Consider the following 24585-nt stretch of genomic DNA (forward strand, 5'->3'; position numbering starts at 1 on the left):
CATGCGCATTCCCCACAAGCTGTTGCTCGGCGCCTTGGGATTGGCAATCGCCTCGTCGTCGCTGCATGCCGAAGAGAAAACCCTGCGGCTGTACAACTGGGCCGATTATTTCGCGGAAGACACGCTCGCCAGATTCACTGCCGAAACCGGGATCAAGGTGATCTACGACGTCATGGACGGCAGCGAAACCCTGGAAGCCAAGATGCTCGCTGGCGGCAGTGGATATGACCTGATTTTCCCCGGCGACACCGTTGCCGAACGCTTGATGCGCGCCGGCAGTCTGTTGCCGCTGGATCGCTCAAAACTCACCGCCGTGGACGATATCGAACCCGGTTTGCAGAAACTGCGCAGGCAGTACGAAACGTCGAGCCAGGCCACCGTCCCCTATACCTGGGGCACCATCGGCCTGACCTACAATGACGAACAGATCAAACAGCGCTTGCCGGACGCCCCCGTCACCAGTCTGGACATGCTGTTCAAACCGGAACTGGCTGCGAAATTTGCCGACTGCGGCATCGCGATGATCGACTCGCCGGACGAAGTGCTGGCGGTGGTGCTCAATTACCTCGGCCGCGACCCGCGCAGTGCCAAGCCTGAAGACCTGGCGGCGGCAAATGAGTTGTTGATGAAGCTGCGGCCATACATTCGCAAGTTCCAGTCGCAACCGGTGACCGATCTGGTGAACGGCAACCTGTGCCTGTCCCTCGGCTACAGCGGCGACATGACCCAGGCGCAACGGACCTCCGACAGCGCCGGCAAGCACACTCGGTTCGAGTACCGCGTACCCCGGGAAGGTACGACGTTGTGGATGGACACCATGGCGATTCCGGTCGACGCCAGACACCCGGAGTACGCCTACGCGTTCATCAACTTCGTCATGCGCCCGCAAAACATGGCCGCCATCACCAACTCCACCGGCTACCCGACTTCCAACGCCAAGGCACGCCCGGACGTCGATGCGACGATGCGCAACAACCCGGACATCTACCTCGATGAGGCCACCTATGCGCGGCTGATTCCGGGCAAGGACATTCCACAATCCGACATGCGCGCGCGGATGCGCACCTGGACCAAGTTCAAGACGGCCACCGCAAAATGAGTGTTATAGACAAGGATTCACACATGCCGACGCGTCGGGGTTTCATCAAACAGGTGTCGGTCATTGCCGGTCTCGGCGCCGCGGCCTCCATCGGCTTCAGCTTTGCGCCAGTCCACGCGGCGAGCCAAGGCCGCTGGCGCATGCCGGATGAGGGCGATCGACACGAGCGCGCCTTTATCGCGTTCGGCGCACAGAACGCCATCTGGGAAGATTTCACGCCCCATGTGCAAGCGGCCCTAGGCCTGATCGCCCGCACCATCGCCCGCTATGAGCCGGTCACCGTGTTCTGCCGCGAGCGCGAGCGGAGCCTGGCCGAACAACAGTGCGGCTCGAGCAACATCACCTACGTCACCACCGAACTCGACGACATCTGGATGCGCGATATCGGCGCCAATTTCGTCATCGACGGCGAAGGCGGGCTCGGCGCCGTGGATTTCAACTTCAACGGCTGGGGCAACAAACAGCAGCATGACAGGGATACACAACTGGCCGCGTTGGTGGCCGACACTACAGATGCCCGTTATCAGCGCAGCGAGCTGGTGGGCGAGGGCGGTGGCATCGAAGTGGATGGCCACGGCACGGGCATCATGACCGAAAGCAGCTGGATCAACCGCAACCGCAACCCTGACTGGAGCAAAGCCGAGGTTGAAGAGGAACTGAAAGAACGTTTGGGGTTGCGCAAAATCATCTGGCTGCCGGGCATCAAAGGCAAAGACATCACCGACGCCCATGTCGATTTCTATGCGCGTTTCGTCAAGCCGGGCGTGGTGGTGGCCAACCTCGACAACGACCCCGATTCATACGACCGCAAAGTCACGTTGGCGCATCTGGAGATTCTCGAAAACGCCACCGATGCCGATGGCCGCAAATTGCAAGTGCATACCCTGTCGCCACCGCTCAATCCGCGCAAAAGTCAGTTCAACCGCCACAACCCGGACTTTGCTGCCGGTTACATCAACTACTTCCTGGTGAACGGCGCGGTCATTGCCCCCGAGTTTGGTGACAAGTCGGCGGACACGAAAGCCTTTGAGCTGTTGTCGCAGCTGTACCCGGACCGGGAGGTGGTGCAGCTGAACATCGACGCCGTCGCGGCGGGTGGCGGCGGGATTCACTGTGTGACCAGCCATCAGCCAGCGGCTTGAACGGGATGGACGCGGAACCCAGGCATTCAGGCGATTGCAAAACTCAAATCCGGAAGCGACTGAGAAGTTTGTCTTGCTGGCCGACGTGGTCCACCATCGCCGAGCATTGGTGAACCTGCTTGTCCGCGCTGGCGGATACTTCAAGACTGATATCGCGGATGTTCGTCGTGTTGCGATTGATTTCCTCGGTCGTGGTGCTCTGTTCTTCAGCAGCAGCGGCAATCTGCAGGTTCATGTCATTGATGCGATAAATGGCCTCACGAATCCGCTCGAGCGTGTCATTGGCTGCATTGGCGTCCCCGGCAGTCTTGCTGGCCGTGTCACGGCTTTGCTGCATTCGCACTTGGGCGTGTTTCACACCGGTCTGCAATTGATCAATCATCAGGCGTATTTCCTGAGTGGATTGCTGAGTACGCGAGGCCAGTGAGCGCACCTCGTCAGCCACCACGGCGAAACCGCGTCCCGATTCACCGGCACGTGCTGCCTCGATGGCCGCGTTGAGTGCGAGCAGATTGGTCTGGTCGGCGATGCTGGTGATGACCGCCACGATCGATTCGATGCGTTGACTGAGCGTGGACAATTCATTAATCGCATGACCGGTGTCGTCCATCTCGTCAGCCAATCGCTTGATCGCACCCGTTGACCTGGAGACCAGGGCCACCCCGTCTGCTGTTTCCTCGGTGGCAACGATCGCCGCCTCGGCAGCGGCTTGGGCATTGCGCGCCACGTCCTCGGCTGTCGAGGCCATCTCGGTCATGGCGGTAGCGAGTTGATCCAGTTCCTGCAACTGAATCTGCACGCGACTGGCTGCCTGATCCGCTTCACACGACGTTGCGGTGGTGCTCTCGCGGACTTGTTGCGAGCTGTTTTTCACATCGCCAATGAGCGCTTTCAGGTTCTGCAGGAACTGGTTGAACTCCCTGGAGACCAGCGCAATTTCATCATTGCCGGACACGGGTAGTTGGCGGGTCAGGTCGCCCTCTCCGCGATTGATGTCAGCCAGCGACTCCTTGAGTTGATCCAGCGGCCAGAGTAGCCGCCTGACCAGAAGACCCAATATCAACAGGCTAAGCAGTACGCCCAGGCCAGTACCGATGACGGCTCGCCAACTCAGGGTACGGGCTGCGGCCATGACGAGGTCCTGATCCAGCACCACACCGATGTACCAATCCATGCCCTTGAGATCAGTAAGCGGAATGAAAGACACCAGCAGGGACTTTCCACTGCTGCTGACTTCTTGAAGTTGACTTGTCAGCGGCAGGGCATTTCCTGCAAAAAGCTCGCTGTAGGGTTTGCCATTCAGTTCCGCGTCCGGATGAGAAATGATGTTGCCGCTTTTACTGAGCAGGAACGCGTAACCGGCGCCGCCGAAATCCAGTGTATTAATGGTTTCTGCTACCGCAGTCAGGCGGATGTCACCACCGAACACCCCGATCGGACGACCCGCATCGCTGATCCTGGCGACAGCCGAGATCAGGATTTCACCTGTGGTGGAGTCTTTGTAGGGTTCGGTTAACACCGCTTGGCTACCTGCTTTGCCGGTCGCGTACCAAGGGCGGGTGCGACCGTCATAATCGGGTTTCGGATTCCAGGCTGCAGTGTTCTTGATGGGTTTTCCATCGGACTCAAGGGCGCCGAATACCAGCTTGAATTCTTCTTTCAAAATGGGTGAATCAATGATTCTTTGGGTCGTTTGCGCACTGTACTGACTGTCGATCGCCTGGGCGGCCAAATCCATCAGGTGAAGTTTGCCGTTTAGCCAGTTTTCGATCTGACGCGCCACGGCGTTGCTGGATTCGGAGATGCTCGCCTCAACCTGGTTACGCAAAATCGAGCGTATCTGTCCTACCTGGACCAGCGACAGGAGACTGGTCGTCACGAACAGCACACAAGCAGCCACAAGGCTCACCTTGTAACGGATTTTCATCGAAGACTCCAAAGGATGCTCGAAACAGAGCAAGTACCAGGGCATCCAGCCCTGGAGGACGCCATCGCCAGCAAGCCGGCTCCTACAGGTAAACATGGTCCTGTAGGAGCGAGGCTTGCCCGCGAAAGCCGTTACGCGGTATCGCGCCGGGCTAGAAGAATCCCAACGGATTGATGTCGTAGCTCACCAGCAGGTTTTTGGTCTGCTGATAGTGATCGAGCATCATCTTGTGGGTTTCACGCCCGACGCCGGACTTCTTGTACCCGCCGAACGCGGCGTGCGCCGGGTACAGGTGGTAGCAGTTGGTCCAGACACGACCGGCCTTGATCGCGCGGCCCATGCGATAGGCGCGGTTGATGTCGCGGGTCCAGAGGCCGGCGCCGAGGCCGAACTCGGTGTCGTTGGCGATGGCCAGGGCTTCGGCTTCGTCCTTGAAGGTGGTGATGCTCACCACCGGGCCAAAGATTTCTTCCTGGAACACGCGCATTTTGTTGGTGCCCTTGAGCAGGGTCGGCTGGATGTAATACCCGGTCGCCAGATTGCCCTCGAGTTTTTCCACCTTGCCGCCGGTCAGCAGCTCGGCGCCTTCGCCCTTGGCGATTTCCAGGTACGAAAGGATTTTGTCGAATTGCTGCTCGGACGCCTGGGCGCCGACCATGGTGTCGGTGTCCAGCGGGTCGCCACGTTTGATCGACAGCACTTTCTTCATCACGACTTTCATGAAGTCGTCGTAGATCGACTCTTGCACCAGTGCGCGGGAAGGGCAGGTGCAGACTTCGCCCTGGTTGAAGAACGCTAGTACCAGGCCTTCGGCGGCTTTTTCGATGAAGGTTTCTTCAGCTTGCATGATGTCGGCGAAGAAGATGTTCGGCGACTTGCCACCCAGCTCCACGGTGGACGGAATGATGTTTTCGGCCGCGCATTTCATGATGTGCGAGCCGACCGGGGTCGAGCCGGTGAAGGCGATCTTGGCGATGCGTTTGCTGGTGGCCAGGGCCTCGCCGGCTTCTTTGCCGAAGCCTTGCACGACGTTGAGCACGCCTGGCGGCAGCAGGTCGCCGATCAGCTCCATGAGCACGGTAATGCCCAGCGGCGTTTGTTCGGCAGGCTTGAGCACCACGCAGTTACCGGCGGCCAGGGCCGGGGCGAGTTTCCACGCCGCCATCAGGATCGGGAAGTTCCACGGGATGATCTGCCCGACCACGCCCAGCGGCTCATGGAAGTGATAGGCCGCCGTGTTTTCGTTTATTTCCGCCGAGCTGCCTTCCTGGGCTCGGATGCAACCGGCGTAGTAGCGGAAGTGGTCAACGGCCAACGGGATGTCGGCGTTGAGGGTTTCACGCACGGCTTTGCCGTTGTCCCAGGTTTCGGTGACGGCCAACAGTTCCAGGTTCTGTTCGATGCGGTCGGCAATTTTCAACAGCGCTAAAGAGCGATCCTGCACCGATGTCTTGCCCCAGGCATCGGCTGCAGCGTGGGCAGCGTCCAGGGCCTTGTCGATGTCTTCGGCCGTGGAGCGCGGGAATTCGGCAATTGGTTGGCCGTTCACGGGCGAGGTTGTGGTGAAGTACTGACCTTTGACTGGCGCGACGAACTCACCGCCGATGTAGTTACCGTAACGAGATTTGAAGGAAACGATGGCACCCGGAGTGCCAGGGTGGGCGTAGTTCATGGTGGCGTTCTCTTGTTGTTTTTTGTTGTGGCCGTCCTTTGGACGGCCACGGTCAATTGCACAAGCCCGACAGGGTCAGGAGCCCTGAGGGGTTTCCCCACGCGCCAGACGGGCATTGATGTCTTCAATGACTGCCGGCAAATCAACGATGGTGTCGATCAAGTAGTGGGGACGAGAGCCTTCGAACATCTTGATGATGCGCGCGCGCTCCTCGGCCAATTCCTCCAGGGACAGATCCTTGAATTCCTCATAGGTCAGGCCCAGAGCATTGCCGGAGCAGGTCAGCGCGACGGTCCACATACCCGCGCTGCGACCTTCGAGAATGCCGGGCCAGGTGTCATCGACCTTCACGCACGCGGCGACGTCGCTGATCCCCAGCGCAATCACGTTGGCCAAGGCTTGAGCCGGGTGCGGGCGTCCATTGGGCACTTCGTCGGTTGCCACGACGTAGTCGGTGACATAACCGTTCTTGCGCGCCAGCTCTACGACTTTCTCCATGACCACGGCCGGGTAGCCTGAGCAGGAACCGATTTTCAGGCCCTTGTCGCGCAAGCCGTTGATGGTGTCGAGCGCACCAGGAATCAGCGCCGAGTGCAGGGCGATCTTTTCGATCTGCAGCGGCATGAAGCGCTCGTAGAGGGCGGTGACATCATCATCGGTTGGCAACCGGCCGAAGGCGGCATGGTAGCGATCGGCAATCTGCGGCTCGTTGCACAGTGTGCGGATGTGATCCCACTTGCCCATGCCCATCGGCCCGCGAGCTTCTTGCAAAGAGACCGCGACGCCGAACTCGGCAAAGGCTTCGACGAAAATCTGAGTCGGTGCGAACGAACCGAAATCAACGACGGTGCCCGCCCAGTCCAGAACCACGGCTTGCAGTTGAGAAGGTTGTTTGTAGTCCATGATGATTGCTCCAGTGATGGGTGAGTGATTAATTCGGGTTCAGGAGTTGGTGCCGACAATGACGGGTTGCACCGGAGCCGAGGCCAGTTCCTTGGTTTCCAGCGTTTTGGGGCGACTGTTCCAAAATGGAATCAACATCAAACTGGCCAGCAACGCGGCGACGGTGAACACCAGGAAGATGGTGGTGGTGTCGAAATATCCTGGTAACAGGCCGCCGAGGACCGCACCTATCGAACCGCAGCCGTTGACGAAGCCTGCAGCGGAGGCCGCACCGTCCTTACTGCCGAAATCAATGGCAGCCGAGCCGCTCATCATCGAGTCTGGCCCGTAGAGTGTCAGGCCCATCATGAAGAGCAGGCCAACCACCATGTAAAGGCTTCCGCTCTGCATGGCGGGGACGAACAGAGCAAGGCAAACGGTCAGGAGAACCAGGCTAAGGACACAGGCCGGCATGCGACGAGCGCCGAAGTATTTATCTGATGCGATACCAATGAGGATCGGCCCCGCCAGACCCGCTAGTTCAAAAGCCGTCGGAACGATTGCGGATGCCACTTTGCCAATCTCCGGCATCCGCTCGTAGATAATGACTGGCCCCCACAGGAGGATCGCGTAGCGCGCTGGCTTGAGCATGAAATAGGCGAGGCCGAGTACCAGCACGGTTCGATTTTTCGTCGCCGTGCGCAAGCCGGCCCACATACTTTCGCGCGGAACTGCGACCTTGCTGACAGGTTCGATTTCGATCTCGACAGGAGGCAGCCCGACATCTTCTGGCTGGTTGCGCTGCAGGATAAAAAACAATACCGCTACAACCAGTACCACCACGGCGCTGCTGATGAACGCTATGCGCCAGTCATGGTATTGGTTGTAAGCCCACCAACCGGCAAACGGTGTTGCTACCAGCCCCCCGAAGGCGTAGCAGGTGCTCCAGTAACCCAGGACGCGGCCACGTTCGCCAGTGCTGAAGAAACTACCGACGTTCTTGCACAGGCCAGACCATCCGGTGGACTGAGCAAGGCCCTGGATCAACATGCAAGAGGCGAAAATCGGCAAGGTGGCGTAAGTACCCATAAGCAGGGCAGCTAACGCGGAAATGACGAGCCCGCTAAGTACCACGACCCTCGGGCCGAAACGGTCAGAGAAGTTGCCCCAAAGAAACTGTCCTACTGCATATGCGGTTAGATAGATGGCATCGAGGTTGGCCATCATGGTCTTTTCGAGCACAAAGTTCGGGTCTTCGCCAATACCCAGTTTGGCGACAGAAAACGCCTTGCGGGTAAAGTAGAAGGCGGCATACGCCACCCAGGTGATGAGGAAAATCTGCACGCGCCAACGCTGGAGCGATTTCCAGCCGGTTGCGAGAGGACTTGTAGCATTCTTGTTCATGGTGTTCTGATCCCGTATGTGGTGCCAGACAGCGCAAATTAATGGGTTTTGTTTTTGTTTTCGGTACAGAAAATCTGTCCACGCACACGACATCGACTAGATGGCGGTGAGATGGCATCAGGCTTTAAGTATTAAATTGCCGCGGTCGCTGACTTCTGCTCGGCATTGCCTGGCGATAAGTCACCGAATCCATGTTTAAAAAAAGATCCCTGTCCAAAGGTGCTACCCATTGCACCTGTGCTCGAATTGACAAGAACCTTTAAAGGGGCGGTCAGCCTGTCGGCTGTTGCATGTCGACGTTCATCGCCACAAGGCTGTCGGCGATGGCGCGCAGCAACTGATGGACGATGTATTCGTCGATCTGGCCGATGCAACCGATACGGAAACTGTCGGCTACCGTCAGTTTGCCGGGGTAGATGATGAACTGACGGGCTTTGAGTTCATCGTAGAAGCGCTTGAACTCGAAGTTCGGATGTTCCGGGCTGAAGAACGTGGTGATGATCGGCGACAGCCAACGGTCTTCAAGCAATGTTCTGAAGCCAAGTTCGCGCATGCCTGAGACCAGTACATCGCGATTGCGGGTGTAACGTGCCAGACGGCCGTGCACGCCGCCTTCGGCAGTGTGTTGCTCCAGGGCTTTATGGAAGGCTACAACGCTGTGGGTCGGCGGCGTGAAACGCCATTGGCCAGTGCGCTCCATGTAAACCCACTGCTCGTAAAGGTCGAGGCTGAGTGAATTGGCTCGGCCTTTGGCGGCCTCGATCACGGAGCGACGGATGATAACGAAACCGAACCCCGGAATTCCCTCGATGCATTTGTTGGCAGAGGACACCACCACGTCAAAGGCGATTTCATTGACCGTCAAAGGCACGGCTCCGAAGGAACTCATGGCATCGATGATCAGGCTCTTGCCATGTGCCTTCACCACATCGGCTATTTCGCGCAGCGGATTGAGAATGCCGGAGCTGGTTTCGCAGTGGACGAGGAAGACGTTGGTGACGTCGGGATTGTCCCTGAGCAGGGCGTCCACTTCCTCGGGTTGGGGCGGCAAATAATCCCCTTTGTCCAGGGTGATGAACGCGCGACCCAGATACTCCAGGGTCTTGGTGGCACGTTGGCCGTAGGCGCCATTCATCAGCACTAGCGCTTTGCCGTCGCGAGGGATGGCGGTGGCCAAAGCAGCCTCCACCGAATAGCTGCCGCTGCCTTGCAATGGCACGCAGACGAAGCTGTCATCTTGTATGCCTGCCATGCTGAGCAAGTTCTGGCGAACTTCAGCAGTGACTTGATTGAAGGAAACATCCCATGAACCCCAGTCGCGCAGCATCGCTTCCTTGGTGGCTTTGGAAGTGGTCAACGGGCCTGGGGTCAGCAGGTAGGGTTCACCCAAGGCGGGTGTAGCCAGCGCCTGTGTGGTCGGAAATTCAGCTTTGGTCATGATCTTCTCCGGCGATGTTGTTTTTGTAAGGAGTGATGCATGGGTCAATAAAAACACTCGCTTACAAATAACTGAAATCGATTTATCACATGTCAATAACAAGCTGAGCTTATAAGTGGAATTGCTGGACTTTGCGCCCTGGTCAGTGCGAGTCCATTGGCACTCGGGTTCAGATCGACGCGCCCTTGGTGATCAAGGCCGCTGGGGTGGCGCAACGCACCCGCGCTGTAAACAAAAAAACCGCCCGGCCAATGGCCAGGCGGTTTTTTGTTGGCAAGCGTAAACGTTTCGCTGCGTGATCGAGGCGTTAGCCCTTGTCTGACTTGCCAGCCGCCGCCGCGAATTTCGCCAGGCGCACATCCAGTCGACGGGGGCGCAGGTTGTGGTCCTCGGCATGCTCCTTGCGGCGAATGGCGTTGCGCACCATCAGCGAACCCAGGTAACGGATCGGCTCCGGTGGGAAATGGCCGAGTGGGCCTTGCACCAGCGGCGAGCGTGTCCAGGGGTTGTCTGCCCCCAAAACCAGCGATGAGAGGATTTGCCCTCCCATATGACACGGACCGACGCCGCTGCCGGAATAGCCGAAACCATAAAAGATGTTGCCGTTCGCGCCCATGCGCCCGAAGAAAGGTAGCCCGGTGACGGAGCGATCGGACGGGCCATTCCAGGTGGCGGCGATGCCCACATCGGCAAAGTCCGGGAAGAACTCTGCCAGGGTGTTGCGCAACAATCCTTTGTAGGGCGAAGGCTGGTCGAATACGGGAAGGATGCGCCCGCCGTAGGCGAAGGTATTGCCGCCTTTGCCGAGCATGATCCGGCCGTCCGGGGTGTTGTGGTAGTAGTGCACGAAGATGCGTGAGTCGAGGACGGTGACCCCGCTGGTCAGACCGATCCGCTCGAGCAGGTCAGGTCTTGGCTCGGTAATGATCATGTCACTGGAGACGATGGCTACCGAACGTTCGAACTGTGGAAAGGCACGCGCCATCCAGGCGTTTATCGCCAACACGACCCGGTCGCAGGTCACGTTCCCGTTCGGCGTGTTGACGATGGCTGGCAGCCCCTCTTCCAAACCGGTCATCGGCGAGCCTTCGTAGATGCGTACACCCAATTCCAGTGCGACTCGACGCAGACCGCGCACCAGCTTGCCCGGTTGCACACTGGCGGCCGCAGGCGAGAACCAGCCTTCAATGTGTCGGGTAGAACCCGCCATCCGCTGCACGTCAGCTAACGCGCATTTGGAGAAAGAGTTGATGCCGTTGCGTTCCAGCGCGGCGATCACGCCGTCGGTCGAACCGACCTGAGCGCGGTTAGTCGCCGTGTAAAGCGTGCCATCGAGACGGTAATCGGCATCAACCGCGTACTTCTCGCAAAAGCTGCCGATGGCGTAGATGCTTTGCTCCGATTCCTTCACCAGGCGTATTGCCTCTTCGACGCCGAACAAACGCTCCAGGGTGAAGTACTTGGCCGACCAGGACAGCGCGCAGCCGCCGTTGCGCCCACTGGCACCGGCACCGCAGATGTCGGCTTCGACGATGACCACGTCCAGCTCCGGATTCTGTTCCTTGAGCATGATGGCGGTCCACAAACCGGTGTAGCCACCACCGACGATGCAGACATCGGCGCGGGTGTTCTGTCGCAGCGGCGGGCAGGGCGAATCGGGTTGAGTTTTCAGGGCCTGATCGAGCCAGTAGGGGCGCATGGGGTCATCTCCGTTGGAGCGGTTTGGGGGCAGGGTTCAGGAAGCAATCAGCCGCACGCAGCGACCACGATCATTTCCACGCGCCAACCGGGGTCGATCAGATCCGCCAGGGTACAAGCTCGCGTGGGGGCATGGCCTTCGGGAAAGAATTCGTCCCAGACCTTGTTGAGTCCCGCATAGTCCTCGCGATGGGCGAGCAGGATACGCACCGAAAGCACCTGCTTGCGGCTGCTGCCGGCACTGAGCAATAGCTGCTCGATATTGGCGAGCACCTCGTGGGTCTGTGCCTCGATATCGCCACTGAGGTCCGTGGCAACCTGGCCACCGATGTAGAGGTGGTTGTCGTGCCGGACCATGTCCGAACGGCGTTTTATCGCGGCGAAACGTTCGATTTCCATTAAGCATTCCTGGGTTGATACGGGGGCGGCAGTGTTCGAACACTGGTCTGAGGCTTGCGAAAACCATGCTTGCAGTTCATCGTCTATAAATAAAATCGATTTAGCATATGCATGAATAAGTTGAACCTATGCCAAGGCATCCCCAATGACGATTTCCCATACCCAACTCAAGGCATTCCACGCCGTTGCCATGAATGGCAGTTTCACGCGCGCGGCCGAGCAGCTCTGCCTGTCTCAACCGGCGGTGTCCGATCAGGTTCGCAAGCTCGAGGATTACTACGGGGTGATGGTGTTCTACCGCGACAAGCGTCTGGTGCGCCTGACTGAAGTGGGCGAGCGGTTGTTCGGCCTGACCCGGCGCCTGTTTGATATCAGTGTCGATGCCCACGACATGCTGATGGACTACCGCACTCTGTCCACGGGAACCTTGAACCTCGCCGTGGATGCGCCGGTGCATGTGCTGCCCTATGTCGCACGCTTTTGCAGTCGCTACCCCGGGATCGATGTGAAGATTGAAACCGCCAATACCGATGAAGTGTTGCAGCGTTTGTTCGGTCATCAGGCCGACATTGCTCTGTTAGGACGCAATATCGAAGACGACCGACTGCTGTCGCTGCCCCTGCGTAGCGACCCGATGCTCGCGTTCGTCGCGCTTGACCATCCCTGGGCGCAACGTGAATCCATCAGCCTTGGCGATCTGCACGACACGCCACTGGTCCTGCGCGAAAAAGGCTCAGTGACGCGCCAGTGCCTGGAGGAAGAGATGGCAACCGCAGGCTTGCGCATCCGCAAGGCGATTGAAGTGGATGGCCGTGAAGCCGCGCGCGAAGCCGTGGCGATAGGCATGGGCGTCGGTGTTGTCTCGGCGACCGAGCTTGGCTTCGACTCGCGGCTTCGCGGGTTGCCAATCGTCGATTGTCAGCGGCGCTTCACCGAGACCTTGGTGTGCCTGCGCGCACAGAGTTCCCGGCGAATCCTGACGACCTTTTTTGACATGGTTCGAGAGAGGCTGGCGGAATGAGGTTCGGGATTCGGATGGATGCTATCCGCCAGCTGCGACCCTGTATGCCAACCGCTATAGCCCGCAGGTATGAATCACTGGCCAGATTCCACGCGTTGTATAGCTTCGAGAAGCTGGCCGTCGAAATACTCGGTGTCATCTCGTTCCTGCGCTTCCAGGCGACGCTTTGCCTCGGCAAGCATGTGTGTCACAGCGATGCCCTGATTCAAAAAAGTGGCGACCATCAGATTATTCAATTTTGCGAGAGGTGTATCCCATGCCTCCCGGCAACGCTGCGTCAGTCCGGTGGAGGCATCGCCATACCAAGGACCTATTAGTGTCGAAACTGTCAGGTTGGAAGTGGCAGCCTGCTGGTTGCGACGAGGCGATGGGCCGAAAGTTGACCGTTGTGTTCAGCGGCATCAACAATCGTAATTTCATATGAATGCGTGAGACTTATGCGTTACGACGAACAAGCCTGTCTGGCCGAAATTTACCTCGAAGATAGCTACGTGCTCGCAATCGAAGAGGGAGAATCAACCTTGGTATTTGCCATGGATTTGGTACTTCTTGAGTCGCACCCGTTTTATAAAAAACCAAGCGCAGGTGAACGCTACTGCTATCGAAGGGCCGACATTCTGTTCCGTGAAACGGAGAGCGTGAGCTGGCAGAAGAGAAGCGATCGCGTTTCCGTAGATGCGAACGGCGAGGTTGATTTGGGAAATATAGACACGTTCGTGGCGGACGGACGCAACTACATGCTTTCCGGTGATTGGGGCGCTGTATCGGTGACGTGCGAAGCGCTCATGGTGAAATTCCACCATGATTGATGCTTAAGGCTGCTGTCACCAAGGTGAATGAGTGCTTGCGACCCATTGCTGCCGGTCAGCACCGGCAGAAACCAGCCATACGGACCTTCGGCTATTGCTTCAACACAAACATGGGCCAGAGCGCCAAAACCGCGCATCCTGACGGTCTGAGCGGAGGAGTTCGACCTGCCGCCCTCCCACGAATGCGCAGGGTCGTCCGACTCAGCGGTTCTTCAGCATCCTGCTAGGGCAACGTGTCGCGCTTGGCGAAGATCCTTGCCATTTCCGCCGCGTTCTCGGTCCCCCAGGTGCACAGCGGGACAATCGCGTCAGACAAGCTGCTACCGAGCAGGGTCAGCGTGTAGTCCACGCGCGGTGGCACTTCTTTGTAGTCGGTCCGCGCCAGCACGTGGTCGGCTTCCAGATCCTTCAATTGCTGGATTAGCACCTTATCGCTGACGCCCGGGATCAAACGCTTGAGCTCGCCGTAGCGCTTCGGACCGTCGCGCAGGAAAAACAAGACCAGCGGTTTCCACTTGCCCGAGATGATGCGCAGCGTGGCGTTGAGCCCGCAACCGGTACCGCAGATTTCAGATGTCTTCGTCATTTTTTGATACTTACCAAAAGGTGCATACTTGTCCTTAGGTTATCAGAGCTGCATCCTCGTCCTCAAGCAAGCAATTTCCTGCTTGGGTACGAATCCAACGAAGGGTGCACGACATGACCAGACTGAATGGAAAGACCGCTGTGATCACTGGTGGCGCTACCGGCATCGGCCTCGCCGCCGCAAAACGCTTTATCGAGGAGGGCGCCTTCGTCTTCATCTTTGGCCGCCGGCAGGAAGCGCTCGACGCCGCTGTCGCCGAACTCGGGCCCAATGCCCGCGCGGTGAAGGGCTCTGTCTCCGATCTGACCGACCTCGACCGACTTTACGCGGCGGTGAAAGCCGAGCGCGGAACCCTCGACATCGTCTTCGCCAATGCCGGGGCGGGAAGCCAGCTTGCGCTCGGAAAAATCACCGCCGAGCACATTGACGAAATCTTCGAAACCAACGTGAAGGGTTTGATCTTCACGGTTCAGAAGGCGCTACCTCTGATGGGGCAGGGCGGTTCGATCATCCTGACCGGATCGAGCGCCGGCACCACGGGTGCCCCGGCATTCAGCGTCTACAGCGCAAGCAAGGCGGCAGTGCGCAACCTCGCGCGGACCTGGGCCGAGGACCTGAAGGGTACCGGCATCCGGGTAAACGTACTGTCGCCCGGACCGACTGCGACCGAGCTTGCGAAGGAAGCGCTAGGCGAGGAAGGCATGAAGGTATTCGCCTCGATGAATCCGCTCCAGCGCATGGCCGATCCGTCGGAGATCGGAGCGGCGGCCGCGTTTCTCGCATCGCAGGACAGCAGCTTCATGACCGCAAGTGAGGTCGCCGTCGACGGCGGCCTGGCGCAAATCTGACTCGCCACGCCCGCCGGTCACTCCATCGATATTTGGAACCCGCAGGGCGTGGTAAACCCAAGGAGAATTTATGAGCTACGCAATTATCGGCTTCGGCAATATCGGCCAGGCCCTGGCCAAGGCGTTTGCCCGCAACGGCATCGAAGTAGCCGTTGCAACCACGCGCGACCCGCAAAGCTTTGCATCCACTGCGGCCGCTATCGGCCCCGAGATCATTCCCAAAACACTGGCGGAAGCCGTCAAGGCGGATATCGTCTTTTTGGCTGTCCGTTTCGAGTCGCACCGGGACGTCGCTAAGGCGTTGCCGAGCTGGAAGGGGAAAACCATCATCGATGTGACCAATGCCTACGGCGTGTCTCCTGAGGAACTGGGAGGCGAGCCTTCTTCCAGGGTCGTCGCGCAGGCCTTTACCGTTGGGCGACTGGTCAAGGGCTTCAACCATTTGGGCGCCGCCATCCTTGGCCAGGATCCGGCCGTACAGGGTGGCAGGAGAGTCGTGTTTCTGGCGAGCGACGATGACGGCGCCGCTGCGGAGATTGGTGCGCTGGCGGAAAACCTCGGTTTCTCGCCGATCAAACTGGGCGGGCTTTCGGAAGGTGGACTGCTTGTGCAGGCGCGCGGAAATAGCTGGGGTCAACTGATCTTCAAGGACTTGGTCAAGTTCGACTGACGGATCGTGATCGCAAATGTTGATGCGGTCCTGGCCATCACTTATACGACCAGGTAAGTGCTCAATACTGAAGGAGAGGAATGATGATGCTTGATAATGAAAGAATAATCAGAGAACTCTGCGCCGCTGCGGAAGGGCAAGGAACGGATATCGAGAAGTTTGTTTCCATGTTCTCTGAGGACGGATACATGTGGGATATGGCATCCGGCATGAAGTTTCGCGGGAAGGCCATTGGTGAGTCTATCGCCGGTATGGTCAGTGCGTTCCCCGATGTCCACCGTGAGATATTCAAGATCCATGTCGCGGGAGACGTCGTCGTTGTCGAACTCGCGATTCGGGGAACGCACAAGGGGGATCTGCCTCTTGCTTCAGGGACGCTAGCTCCCACGGGCAAGACGATAGATGTCCCGTCATGCGATGTTTTCCACCTCGAAGGTGGGAAGGTCAAATCTTTCCATTGCTACAACGAGGCTTCTGCGATGCAGCAACAACTCGGCCTCGTACCCGGCTGAATGCAATGGCGCGGGCCTCGGAAATGGTCGCGAGCTCTCGGACCTGAGTCATCGGAACCGAAACCCACTCATTTGCGCGCCGTGACAGGGCGCGCTCGCCGCCTTGTTCATCCCCCGCTCTCAGGAAAGATGCACCCGCCATTGCGGACCAGCGCCTTCACTTCCTCGCTCACCTGCATGGGGTTTTGACTGAATCGAGCCACTAAATCCTCATGGCGCCGCACGTACGACTTCGAATCATGCTTCGCGCTCCAGAGCACAATGTTGATCACAATGGGAATGAGGTCCAGGCCCTTCTCGGTCAACGTGTAAAAGTCCTTGCGTCTGTCGTCGGGGCTGGGCGCCTTCGAAAGAACGCCTTGCTCCTCAAGAAAGGCAAGTCGGGAAGCAAGGACATTGGTCGCGATACCCTCTTCCGATTTCAGAAACTGGCCATACGTCTTCTTTCCAACAAAAACGATGTCGCGAATGATCAAGAGCGACCAGCGGTCGCCGAAAATCTCCACGCCGTAGTTCACCGCGCAATGGGATCGAAAATCTTCTTTAAGAGTTGTCTTCATGGCTGGATCTTAGCATCGCTTGCATGCCGCAAGTAAAATCCTGTAGATCACTTGCTTTTAGCAAGTAAAGCGACCAGCATGGATCGTACGTTGAGTGCACCCGTGGCGCCATTTCTCGCGTCACATCACTCACAAGGAGCATCAACATGCACGTTTTCGTCACTGGAGGGACCGGCCATTCCGGTCCGTATATCATTTCCGACCTCATTGCAGCCGGTCACGAGGTCACTGCGCTTGCCCGGTCGGACAAGTCCGCAGAGGCGGTGTCTGCGCTTGGCGCCAAGGTGCGTCGCGGCGACCTCGATGATCTCGACGGGTTAAAAGCAGCGGCAGCGGATTCCGACGGTGTCATTCACGTCGCGCACAGGCAAGACCTGCTTCCCACCGGAGGCCTCGACGCGGTGGCTGCCGCGGAGCAGGCGATCATGCTCGCGTACGGCGAGGCACTGAAGGGGACCGGAAAGCCGCTGGTCACGTCTGGGAGCATCGGCTCGCCGGGTTGGGAACATCTCGGCCGTCCAGCAACCGAGGAGGATCCCACCCTTTCTGGCGGCGAGAAGTTCAAGGGCACCTTGCGAGTTCGTAACATCGTCGAAACGACCGTACTCGGTCTCGCCAAGCAAGGCGTGCGGTCCTCGGTCGTGCGGATTCCTACCATCATGCACAGCACGACCGACAACGCCGGCTTCCTCCCGATACTGATCGGGCTTGCGAAAGAGAAGGGCGTCGTAGGCTATCCCGGTGACGGCAAGAACAACTGGTCGGCCGTGCACGCCCGCGACCTCGCTGCCGTGTTCCGTCTGGCACTGGAGAAGGGCCCTGCCGGCAAAAATTGGCACGCGGTTGCCGACGAGGCTATTTCGTTCCGCGCCATCGCCGAGGCCATTGGCAGCCGTCTGGGTCTGCCGGCCGTGAGCATTCCCGCGGACGTACTGATGCTGCCGGGTTACTTTGGGTTCCTCGCGAATCTGGTGACGCTGGACCTTCCGGCGTCCAACCTCATCACCCGTCAAATCCTCGGATGGAAGCCTGCTCAACCCGGCCTGCTCGAAGACCTGGACAACGGTCATTACTTCCGTGGCGACTGAGTTGAATTGAGTTGAGCAGGCAACCGGGTCGCAACTGGCCCGGCAGACAGCAATGTCGCGATGCGTGATCCGTTCGGGTAAAGACTCTGTCGACCCGGGATGGCATGAGGGATAACGCACGCGGCTCGGCACTCACTCGATATCAACCGTGAGGTGCCCGTCAAGACAACGAGTCCCCCCAAATTCACGAGGAAACTACACATGACCACTATCAGCATCATCGGATCAGGAGGCATGGCCGCGGCGATCGCCGGTCGTACCGCCAAAGCTGGACACAGCGTTGAGGTGATTAGCCGCGACCCCGCCAAAGCGCAGGCGCTGGCTGATAAGCTTGCAGACGGAGCGACCACAGGGACGTACGGGGCCGCGCCGGCCGGCGACATCGTCATCCTCGCCGTGCCGTACACCGGTGCGGCGTCGGTGGTGGCCGATTACGGGGACGCGCTCGACGGCAAGGTGATCATCGACATCACCAACACGGCCTCTCCGGACCTCACAGGCCTCGTCTCTCCCGCCGGCAGTTCTGGTGCACAGGAGATCGCCAAGATCTTGCCTGCCGGTGCGCATGTCGTGAAGGCGTTCAACACCCTGTTCGGCCACGTCCTTGCCAAGGGTGGACACCTCGACGCGTTCATCGCCGCCGACGATCCGGAGGCCAAGGTACTCGTCTCGACGTTTATCGAGAGTCTCGGGCTGCGTCCGTTGGATGTCGGCGGCCTGCACATGGCCCAGACGCTCGAGGCCCTCGGCCTGATGATGATCGGCCTGGCGAAAAACGGCGCCGGCACCTGGGACATCGCCTTGAACGTCGATATCGGCTGAATCGCCGACACCACGTCCCTCACCGGCAGGTCTACAAGGTATCTGATTAGAAAGGACGCGATCAGATGCGAGAGAAACGGAGAGATTTCGATGAACACACAAAAGAATGTCCAGGTTGTTAAGGACTTCTTTACAGCAATGGGCCGCAGCGATAGGCGAGATCTACTGGCGCTGACTTCCGAAGATATTGAATGGATCATTCCGGGCGAAGACTGGCCGCTGGCTGGCACGTATCGCGGGCACGCGGGATTGGCAGATCTGCTTCAGAAGGCTTCCGAAAAGATGGAAACATCAGTGATGGAGTTCCACGAATTCGTAGCGCAGGGAGACCGGGTTCTGGTCGTCGGCTTTGCCAGGGGGAGAATTAAAGCGACGAACAGGATTTGGGAGGACGATTGGGTCTTCGCCATTACTGTGCGAAATGGAAAACTGACGCACATCCGGGAGTATATCGATACGCAAGCACTGGCCCGGGCCTCCGAGATGGACGCGAGCCCCTTGCCCTGACCCATTGAGCCCACCCGAAACAATTCGCACAGTCAGCGAATACGTTGAACAGCGACAACGGCCCCAAGTGAGTCGGTAACCCACTACGCGGAGGATTGATGATGCTTAACAACAAAGAAATTATCAGAGAACTGTACGCCGCCGGGGAGGGAAGCGGGAAGGACATCGCGAAGTTTGTCTCCTTCTTCTCGGAAGAAGGATATATGCGCGACATTCCTACCGGATTGAAACTGCAGGGGAAGGCTATTGGCGACGCTATCGATGCATTCGCCAGTGCATTTCCTGATGTTCACCGCGAGCTATTCAACCTCTATGTCGCGGAGAATGTCGTAGTCGTCGAGCTTGCAATTCGGGGGACGCATAAAGGTGAGCTGACACTTGCCGCAGGGACTGTCGCTCCAACGGGCAAGACAATAGATGTTCCGTGCTGTGACGTTTTTCACCTGGAGGGTGGCAAGGTCATATCCTTTAATTGCTACAACGCGGCTTCCGTAATGCAGCAGCAACTTGGCCTTGCCAGCAGCTGATGAACGGCGCTGGGGACTGCAACCTTGCTTTGAGCGAATGGTAGCTCCAGGCGGAGAGCTGCCTGTCATGAAGTGCCGCTTTCGACGCGAAGCAACCCTGTAGATCAACCGCCCGCAGGTATGAATCACAGGCGAGATTCCACGCGTTGTATAGCTTCGAGAAGCTGGCCGTCGAAATACTCGGTGTCATCTCGTTCCTGTGCTTCCAGGCGACGCTTTGCCTCGGCAAGCATGTGTGTCACAGCGATGCCCTGATTCAAAAAAGTGGCGACAATCAGATCATTCAATTTTGCGAGAGGTGTATCCCATGCCTCCCGGCAACGCTGCGTCAGTCCGGTGGAGGCATCGCCATACCACGGACCTATTAGTGTCGAGACTGTCAGGTTGGAAGTCATGAACCTGCCTCTGAGAGAAAGTGAAAGGTTGGCGGCACAGCTTTCAGCACCGGCATAGTGAGGGTGCAATGCCTTCACTATGCCGGGTTCAGTGATTACGTCGGTGGAACGAGGTTATCCAGCATTCGATTCACCGCCAATTCCCCGAGCATGATGACCTGCTGAAGCGCCAGCAATGTATTGCGATGGCTGCCCTCCATCATCCCGGCGATGTCGCTGGCCATGACACTGGCCGACGCCATCGACTCGCACGCTTGCACCAGCAAGGTCTCATCATCGACATCCGGGGCGATCATGAAAATGGTGCTGGGTTTGCGTGGAGTGTTCATGAGCGCCGCCGGGTTGAGGTAGAAATCGAGCGCGCGTTCGGCGGCTTCGTGCAGTTTTCTTGAGTCGACGGTTTCGTAGGGGGAGGCCGGATCGGTGTCCGGTGGATTAGGTGTGGGCTTGAACATGGTGAATCTCCTAACGGTGTTAAAGGGGCCATCACCCTCGCTACCAACGACGGGTGGAGGCCATACGCAGGTTGGTAGACCGGCCGTCAGGAACCCCGGCGCGTCCGAAGACGCCCTGCGCATGACCACCATAAAACAGAGACGAAAAAGCCCCCGCATAACAGTGGTGCTGTGCAGCTGACGAAACCGGGCTACCAAACCCGATCGCTGTTTTTCAGCGACGGGGAAACGATAAAGCCCGGTCCATAGACGCACAAGCCGGCGGATTCTGGCGTAACCGTAGGCAACGGCGCAAGGATTTGTAGCCTTTGGGAAGTAACGCGGAATGTCGTTAAACAAGGGCGTTCAACATGCAGGCGCTCGTTTTCAACGTCTGGATGCTGACGGTCTTCAGAGGCGGGCATCAACCCAACGCGGCCAGTCGTCTGTCATCCAGACTGCATTCGCACATTGACATATCGGGAAATGCCGATATCATCGCGGCATGGAATTACTCGAAATATTCAAAGCTCTCTCGAACCGTACGCGCCTTGAAATCTTGAAAGGTTTGAAGGACCCAGCCAAGAACTTCCCTCCGCAAGATGAAGGGGACGTTCATACGGTGGGAGTCTGCGTCAGTAGTATTCAAGAAGGCGTCGGGCTGTCGCAGTCAACGGTTTCTGATTATCTTGCGACTCTGCAACGGGTGGGCTTGGTCGACGTCACACGCATCGGTCAGTGGACCTATTACAAGCGGAATGAAGCAACCATCCGTGTTCTAGCGGAGATCATAGGGAAAGAGCTGTAATTTTTTGCCACATGATATCGAAAAATCCCGATATCCCTTTTTATCGAAATGAGGATTTGCAATGACATAGCACACGGGGCGAGTTACGTCCGAGTACCCGCAGCATTGGTGAGAATTCTCGCCGTAGAGAAAGATCTGTGATTTTTTTTATTACGTCATATCGATAAATCCCGATATCCCTTTTTGTCGAAACGAGGATCAAAAATGAAAGCGCTAATACTTAAGTCATTTGGCGGGCCGCAATCGTTTGAACTGTGCGAGGTGCCCAAGCCAGTGCCGCATACGGGACAAGTCCTGGTGCGGGTACACGCAACCTCCATCAATCCGTTGGATTACCAGGTCCGACGTGGCGACTATCCAGACTTGGTGCAACTGCCGGCCATTACAGGGCATGACGTATCGGGTGTTGTCGAAGCAGTCGGGCCGGGTGTGACGTCCTTCGTGCCCGGAGACGAAGTCTGGTACACCCCACAAATATTCGACGGGCCAGGAAGTTATGCGGAGTACCACGTTGCTGCCGAAAGCATTATCGGGAAAAAGCCTGCCTCGCTAAGCCATCTTGAGGCGGCAAGTCTGACCCTGGTTGGTGGGACGGCATGGGAAGCACTGGTCGTGCGTGCAGCACTCAGAGTGGGGGAAAGCATCCTTGTACATGGCGGCGCGGGAGGCGTCGGTCATGTGGCGATCCAAATGGCAAAAGCCATGGGAGCAAGGGTGTTCACGACCGTGCGCGAAGCAAACGTTGAATTTGTACGAAGCTTGGGGGCCGACGTGATCATCGACTATGAAAAGAAGGATTATGTCGACGCCATCATGCGTGAAACGGGTGGCCGCGGAGTCGATGTCGTGTTCGACACCATTGGCGGCAACACATTGTCGCGCAGCCCCGACGCGCTCGCACAACTTGGCCGCGTAGTCTCGATTGTGGACATTGCACAGCCACAAAACGTCGTTCAGGCCTGGGGCAAGAACGCCAGTTATCACTTCGTTTTCACAAGACAAAACCGCGGCAAGCTGGATGAGTTGAGCGCACTGATTGAGCGCGGGCAGCTGCGGCCACACGTTGGTGCTGTCTATTCGCTTGCCGACATTGCGCTCGCCCATGGCCGGTTGGAAAGTCCCAACAACGGCATTCAAGGAAAAATCGCGATTGCAGTCGAGCCATCGCTCATCCCGTAAGTGCGTACTTTTAACCGTTTAAGTCATATCAGAGGAACGCCATGATTTATGAGATCGCTTTGCTCCCCGTCCACAAAGAACGCATTGAAATGTTCAGGCGTGCATTTGCCGAGGTTGCTCCTCTGCTTACCCGCGCAAAGGGTTACGGCGGCCACTTGCTCGCGCAAGGCATCGAAACCCCGCAGCTATTCAACCTGATCGTGCGCTGGGCTTCACTCGAGGATCACACGCCAGGCTTCGAAGAGAGTGAAGACCATCGGATGTTCATGATGGGCTTACAGGAATATTTTTCGGAAGAACCGACGGTCTATCACATTGAGGGGGCCGCTTTTACTACAGGCGAACATCATCACCCTGACAGTGCCGTTGGCATGCGTAATACCGGTACTAAAAGTTTGTGGCTTTAACACGACTGGGCCGTCGTCGGAGATTTGCAGTCTTGTTGTCGACTGATTTGTAGTGATCGGGGACGGCCCGGTGAAACTTACGACTCAGCTCTCAGAGGCAACAACTGAATCGTCACTGGATTCCGCCGCCAATTTCAATCGGTCCGCCTTGCTGATGTATTTAGACTTGCTGGCCGGTGCCAATTTGGCACTGGCCTTTTTGGCGTGTGCTTTTAACAACTGCTTTATCTTTTTTTGACGATTCATCTTTTCCACTCAGCTTGAAAATTCTTGAATGATGCCTTGCCTGATCGACGCTCGGCGACTGTTCGCACTAACCCTAAACCCGTTTTAAGCCAACAACTCGGTGATCCATCGGGCCTGCCGGGCGACGTCCTGCACCTTTTCCTCGGACACCGCCTGCCGCGCTCGGGCGAAGTGGCTCAGGGTCTGCTGCTTGTGGCGCAGTATGCGCTGCCACTTGACCAGGAACGCCGGGCTGCGTGCCTGCATCTGCAACGGGCCGAAATACAGTTCTTCGGGGGTGTACATCACCGGCCCGGCGCGCTCGGCGACGATGATTTCGTAGAAGAAGCGGTTTTCCCGCAGCAGTTCCTCGCAGAGGATGCGGTAGCCGTTGTCCATCAGCCATTGGCGCAGGGGCTGCTCGCCGCCGTTGGGCTGCAGGATCAGGCGTTCCTCACCGTTCAGGTGTGCTTTGCCGGTGTCGAGGATGTCGCGGATCGTCTCGCCGCCCATGCCGCAGATGCTGATCGCGGTGATCCGGTCTTCCGACTCGATGGCCGCCAGACCATTGGCCAGGCGCACGGTGATGTGCGGGTCCAGGCCACTCTCGCGCACGGTGCGTTCGGCCGAGTGGAACGGTGTCAACGCCACTTCGCCGGCCACCGCCGACGCGATGGCGCCCCGGCGCATCAACGCCACCGGCAGGTAGCCGTGATCCGAGCCGATATCGGCCAGGCGTGCACCGGCCGGCACATGCGCTGCCACGCGCTCCAGGCGCATGGACAATGTCTGTTCGTTCAACCGCAACCCCTTTTCACCACGAACGTTCGGCACGTTGGCCGAATCGGGGCGCCATTCTGTCGAGCAATGCCGTGCATTTCAAATTCTTGCGACCGGAGCCACGGCTAGACCCATCTATTGAACTGATTACATCGCGTATCAACTGTAATGCGCATCAGCGGCATTATCACAACAGGCGGCGACCACTACATTAGAGAGGACATTTTTTCCCAGGTGCCTCTCATGATTCAGAGCATGATGAAAACTGCTTCCCTGACCACTTTTCTTGTCCTGTGTGCAGCCATGTCGGTCACTCAAGCACAACCCTTGCCGCTGGGTAAAACCGCTGCCTTGTATAACGAAGACGTGGAGTGGCGTAGCTTTCCGGCGTTTCCGAAAGAAGTGAAACTGGCGGTCCTGGTCGGTGATCCTGCCAAGCCAGGTCCCTACGTTGTGCGGGTCAAAGTGCCGAACGGCACTAAATTGATGCCCCATACCCATCCTGAAGACCGTATCTACACCGTAATGTCCGGTGTGTTTTACATTGGTTTCGGGACTGTGTTTGATCCGGACAAACTGGTCGCTTATGGCCCGGGCAGTGTAGTGGTGCTCCCGGCCAATACTCCGCATTTCCATTGGGCCCGATCGGGGGAATACATCTCTCAAGTGTATGGAACAGGTCCGCTGGGGCTTGAGTACATTGATAGCCGTGACGATCCTCGTCATGCCTCAAAATAAACAAGAAA

At 57.9% G+C, this 24585-nt stretch carries 29 protein-coding genes and 1 pseudogene; 15 read left to right on the forward strand and 15 right to left on the reverse strand.

The window, feature by feature from the left end; all coding sequences use genetic code 11:
* Position 1 precedes the first annotated feature (1 nt).
* Both ACA049_RS12160 and ACA049_RS12165 read left to right on the forward strand, forming a co-directional pair.
* Complete coding sequence (locus tag ACA049_RS12160; protein WP_497335699.1) at positions 2-1099, forward strand: extracellular solute-binding protein; 1098 nt, start codon at positions 2-4, stop codon at positions 1097-1099.
* A 23-nt stretch (positions 1100-1122) separates the two neighbouring features.
* Positions 1123-2241 (forward strand): agmatine deiminase family protein, encoded by a 1119-nt coding sequence (locus ACA049_RS12165; RefSeq protein WP_497335701.1) that lies wholly within the window; start codon positions 1123-1125, stop codon positions 2239-2241.
* Between the two features lie 43 nt (positions 2242-2284).
* Here ACA049_RS12165 and ACA049_RS12170 read toward each other — a convergent pair whose 3' ends face one another.
* The 8 genes and pseudogenes from ACA049_RS12170 to ACA049_RS12205 form a co-directional block, all read right to left on the reverse strand.
* Positions 2285-2998: a methyl-accepting chemotaxis protein gene (locus tag ACA049_RS12170; RefSeq protein WP_497336837.1), complete on the reverse strand. Its 714-nt coding sequence runs from the start codon at positions 2996-2998 to the stop codon at positions 2285-2287.
* Between the two features lie 144 nt (positions 2999-3142).
* Positions 3143-4264: pseudogene (locus ACA049_RS12175) on the reverse strand (HAMP domain-containing protein); the annotation flags it as partial.
* Between the two features lie 55 nt (positions 4265-4319).
* Complete coding sequence (gene exaC, locus ACA049_RS12180; RefSeq protein WP_497335703.1) at positions 4320-5840, reverse strand: acetaldehyde dehydrogenase ExaC; 1521 nt, start codon at positions 5838-5840, stop codon at positions 4320-4322.
* Between the two features lie 75 nt (positions 5841-5915).
* Positions 5916-6743 (reverse strand): phosphonoacetaldehyde hydrolase, encoded by an 828-nt coding sequence (gene phnX / locus ACA049_RS12185; RefSeq protein ID WP_497335705.1) that lies wholly within the window; start codon positions 6741-6743, stop codon positions 5916-5918.
* A 39-nt stretch (positions 6744-6782) separates the two neighbouring features.
* Entirely contained in the window at positions 6783-8126 is a 1344-nt protein-coding gene (locus ACA049_RS12190) for an MFS transporter (protein ID WP_497335707.1), read from the reverse strand.
* Positions 8127-8397: 271 nt separating this feature from the next.
* Positions 8398-9564: a 2-aminoethylphosphonate--pyruvate transaminase gene (locus ACA049_RS12195; RefSeq protein WP_497335709.1), complete on the reverse strand. Its 1167-nt coding sequence runs from the start codon at positions 9562-9564 to the stop codon at positions 8398-8400.
* A 307-nt stretch (positions 9565-9871) separates the two neighbouring features.
* The gene (locus ACA049_RS12200) at positions 9872-11263 is read right to left on the reverse strand and encodes an FAD-dependent oxidoreductase (protein WP_497335711.1); all 1392 of its coding nucleotides are present in this window, start codon (positions 11261-11263) and stop codon (positions 9872-9874) included.
* A gap of 47 nt (positions 11264-11310) precedes the next feature.
* Entirely contained in the window at positions 11311-11661 is a 351-nt protein-coding gene (locus ACA049_RS12205) for a RidA family protein (RefSeq protein WP_497335713.1), read from the reverse strand.
* A 145-nt stretch (positions 11662-11806) separates the two neighbouring features.
* Between ACA049_RS12205 and ACA049_RS12210 the strand changes: the two genes are divergently transcribed.
* Complete coding sequence (locus ACA049_RS12210; protein WP_497335715.1) at positions 11807-12682, forward strand: LysR substrate-binding domain-containing protein; 876 nt, start codon at positions 11807-11809, stop codon at positions 12680-12682.
* 74 nt (positions 12683-12756) lie between these two features.
* Here the strand turns inward: ACA049_RS12210 and ACA049_RS12215 are convergent, their stop codons facing one another.
* On the reverse strand, positions 12757-12906 hold the full coding sequence (locus ACA049_RS12215; RefSeq protein ID WP_497335717.1) for a hypothetical protein: 150 nt from the start codon (positions 12904-12906) through the stop codon (positions 12757-12759).
* 213 nt (positions 12907-13119) lie between these two features.
* Between ACA049_RS12215 and ACA049_RS12220 the strand changes: the two genes are divergently transcribed.
* Positions 13120-13491, forward strand: a complete 372-nt coding sequence (locus ACA049_RS12220) for a hypothetical protein (RefSeq protein ID WP_497335719.1) — start codon at positions 13120-13122, stop codon at positions 13489-13491.
* A gap of 223 nt (positions 13492-13714) precedes the next feature.
* On the opposite strand, the gene ACA049_RS12225 is transcribed toward ACA049_RS12220, so the two are convergent.
* A complete protein-coding gene (locus tag ACA049_RS12225; protein WP_497335721.1) occupies positions 13715-14077 on the reverse strand; it encodes a winged helix-turn-helix transcriptional regulator in 363 nt (120 codons plus the stop codon).
* Between the two features lie 113 nt (positions 14078-14190).
* Here ACA049_RS12225 and ACA049_RS12230 point away from each other — a divergent pair, with 113 nt between their 5' ends.
* From ACA049_RS12230 to ACA049_RS12240, 3 genes are all read left to right on the forward strand, one after another.
* A complete protein-coding gene (locus ACA049_RS12230; RefSeq protein WP_497335723.1) occupies positions 14191-14925 on the forward strand; it encodes an SDR family NAD(P)-dependent oxidoreductase in 735 nt (244 codons plus the stop codon).
* 70 nt (positions 14926-14995) lie between these two features.
* The gene (locus ACA049_RS12235; RefSeq protein ID WP_497335725.1) at positions 14996-15595 is read left to right on the forward strand and encodes an NADPH-dependent F420 reductase; all 600 of its coding nucleotides are present in this window, start codon (positions 14996-14998) and stop codon (positions 15593-15595) included.
* Positions 15596-15678: 83 nt separating this feature from the next.
* On the forward strand, positions 15679-16107 hold the full coding sequence (locus tag ACA049_RS12240) for a nuclear transport factor 2 family protein (RefSeq protein ID WP_497335727.1): 429 nt from the start codon (positions 15679-15681) through the stop codon (positions 16105-16107).
* Positions 16108-16214: 107 nt separating this feature from the next.
* Here ACA049_RS12240 and ACA049_RS12245 read toward each other — a convergent pair whose 3' ends face one another.
* Positions 16215-16667: a winged helix-turn-helix transcriptional regulator gene (locus ACA049_RS12245; RefSeq protein ID WP_497335729.1), complete on the reverse strand. Its 453-nt coding sequence runs from the start codon at positions 16665-16667 to the stop codon at positions 16215-16217.
* A gap of 146 nt (positions 16668-16813) precedes the next feature.
* Between ACA049_RS12245 and ACA049_RS12250 the strand changes: the two genes are divergently transcribed.
* The 4 genes from ACA049_RS12250 to ACA049_RS12265 all read left to right on the forward strand — a co-directional run bounded on the left by ACA049_RS12250 (position 16814) and on the right by ACA049_RS12265 (position 19611).
* A complete protein-coding gene (locus ACA049_RS12250; protein ID WP_497335731.1) occupies positions 16814-17755 on the forward strand; it encodes an SDR family oxidoreductase in 942 nt (313 codons plus the stop codon).
* Between the two features lie 201 nt (positions 17756-17956).
* Entirely contained in the window at positions 17957-18577 is a 621-nt protein-coding gene (locus ACA049_RS12255; protein WP_497335733.1) for an NADPH-dependent F420 reductase, read from the forward strand.
* Between the two features lie 90 nt (positions 18578-18667).
* Positions 18668-19084, forward strand: a complete 417-nt coding sequence (locus tag ACA049_RS12260; protein ID WP_497335735.1) for a nuclear transport factor 2 family protein — start codon at positions 18668-18670, stop codon at positions 19082-19084.
* A 98-nt stretch (positions 19085-19182) separates the two neighbouring features.
* The gene (locus ACA049_RS12265) at positions 19183-19611 is read left to right on the forward strand and encodes an ester cyclase (protein ID WP_497335737.1); all 429 of its coding nucleotides are present in this window, start codon (positions 19183-19185) and stop codon (positions 19609-19611) included.
* Between the two features lie 125 nt (positions 19612-19736).
* On the opposite strand, the gene ACA049_RS12270 is transcribed toward ACA049_RS12265, so the two are convergent.
* Complete coding sequence (locus ACA049_RS12270; RefSeq protein WP_497335739.1) at positions 19737-20006, reverse strand: hypothetical protein; 270 nt, start codon at positions 20004-20006, stop codon at positions 19737-19739.
* Between the two features lie 95 nt (positions 20007-20101).
* A complete protein-coding gene (locus ACA049_RS12275; protein WP_497335741.1) occupies positions 20102-20461 on the reverse strand; it encodes a DUF6124 family protein in 360 nt (119 codons plus the stop codon).
* 484 nt (positions 20462-20945) lie between these two features.
* Here ACA049_RS12275 and ACA049_RS12280 point away from each other — a divergent pair, with 484 nt between their 5' ends.
* From ACA049_RS12280 to ACA049_RS12290, 3 genes are all read left to right on the forward strand, one after another.
* Positions 20946-21248: an ArsR/SmtB family transcription factor gene (locus ACA049_RS12280; protein ID WP_109632588.1), complete on the forward strand. Its 303-nt coding sequence runs from the start codon at positions 20946-20948 to the stop codon at positions 21246-21248.
* Between the two features lie 204 nt (positions 21249-21452).
* Complete coding sequence (locus ACA049_RS12285; RefSeq protein WP_497335743.1) at positions 21453-22427, forward strand: zinc-dependent alcohol dehydrogenase family protein; 975 nt, start codon at positions 21453-21455, stop codon at positions 22425-22427.
* Positions 22428-22468: 41 nt separating this feature from the next.
* Positions 22469-22834: an antibiotic biosynthesis monooxygenase family protein gene (locus tag ACA049_RS12290; protein WP_497335745.1), complete on the forward strand. Its 366-nt coding sequence runs from the start codon at positions 22469-22471 to the stop codon at positions 22832-22834.
* 84 nt (positions 22835-22918) lie between these two features.
* Here the strand turns inward: ACA049_RS12290 and ACA049_RS12295 are convergent, their stop codons facing one another.
* Both ACA049_RS12295 and ACA049_RS12300 read right to left on the reverse strand, forming a co-directional pair.
* Positions 22919-23080 carry a DUF2986 domain-containing protein gene (locus ACA049_RS12295; RefSeq protein ID WP_497335747.1) on the reverse strand — a complete coding sequence of 54 codons (162 nt, stop codon included), beginning with the start codon at positions 23078-23080 and terminating at the stop codon, positions 22919-22921.
* 84 nt (positions 23081-23164) lie between these two features.
* A complete protein-coding gene (locus ACA049_RS12300; protein ID WP_497335749.1) occupies positions 23165-23860 on the reverse strand; it encodes a tRNA (adenine(22)-N(1))-methyltransferase in 696 nt (231 codons plus the stop codon).
* A gap of 222 nt (positions 23861-24082) precedes the next feature.
* Between ACA049_RS12300 and ACA049_RS12305 the strand changes: the two genes are divergently transcribed.
* Positions 24083-24577 (forward strand): cupin domain-containing protein, encoded by a 495-nt coding sequence (locus ACA049_RS12305; RefSeq protein WP_497335751.1) that lies wholly within the window; start codon positions 24083-24085, stop codon positions 24575-24577.
* The last annotated feature ends 8 nt before the right edge of the window (positions 24578-24585 follow it).

It is taken from the genome of Pseudomonas sp. LBUM1662, assembly GCF_059695915.1.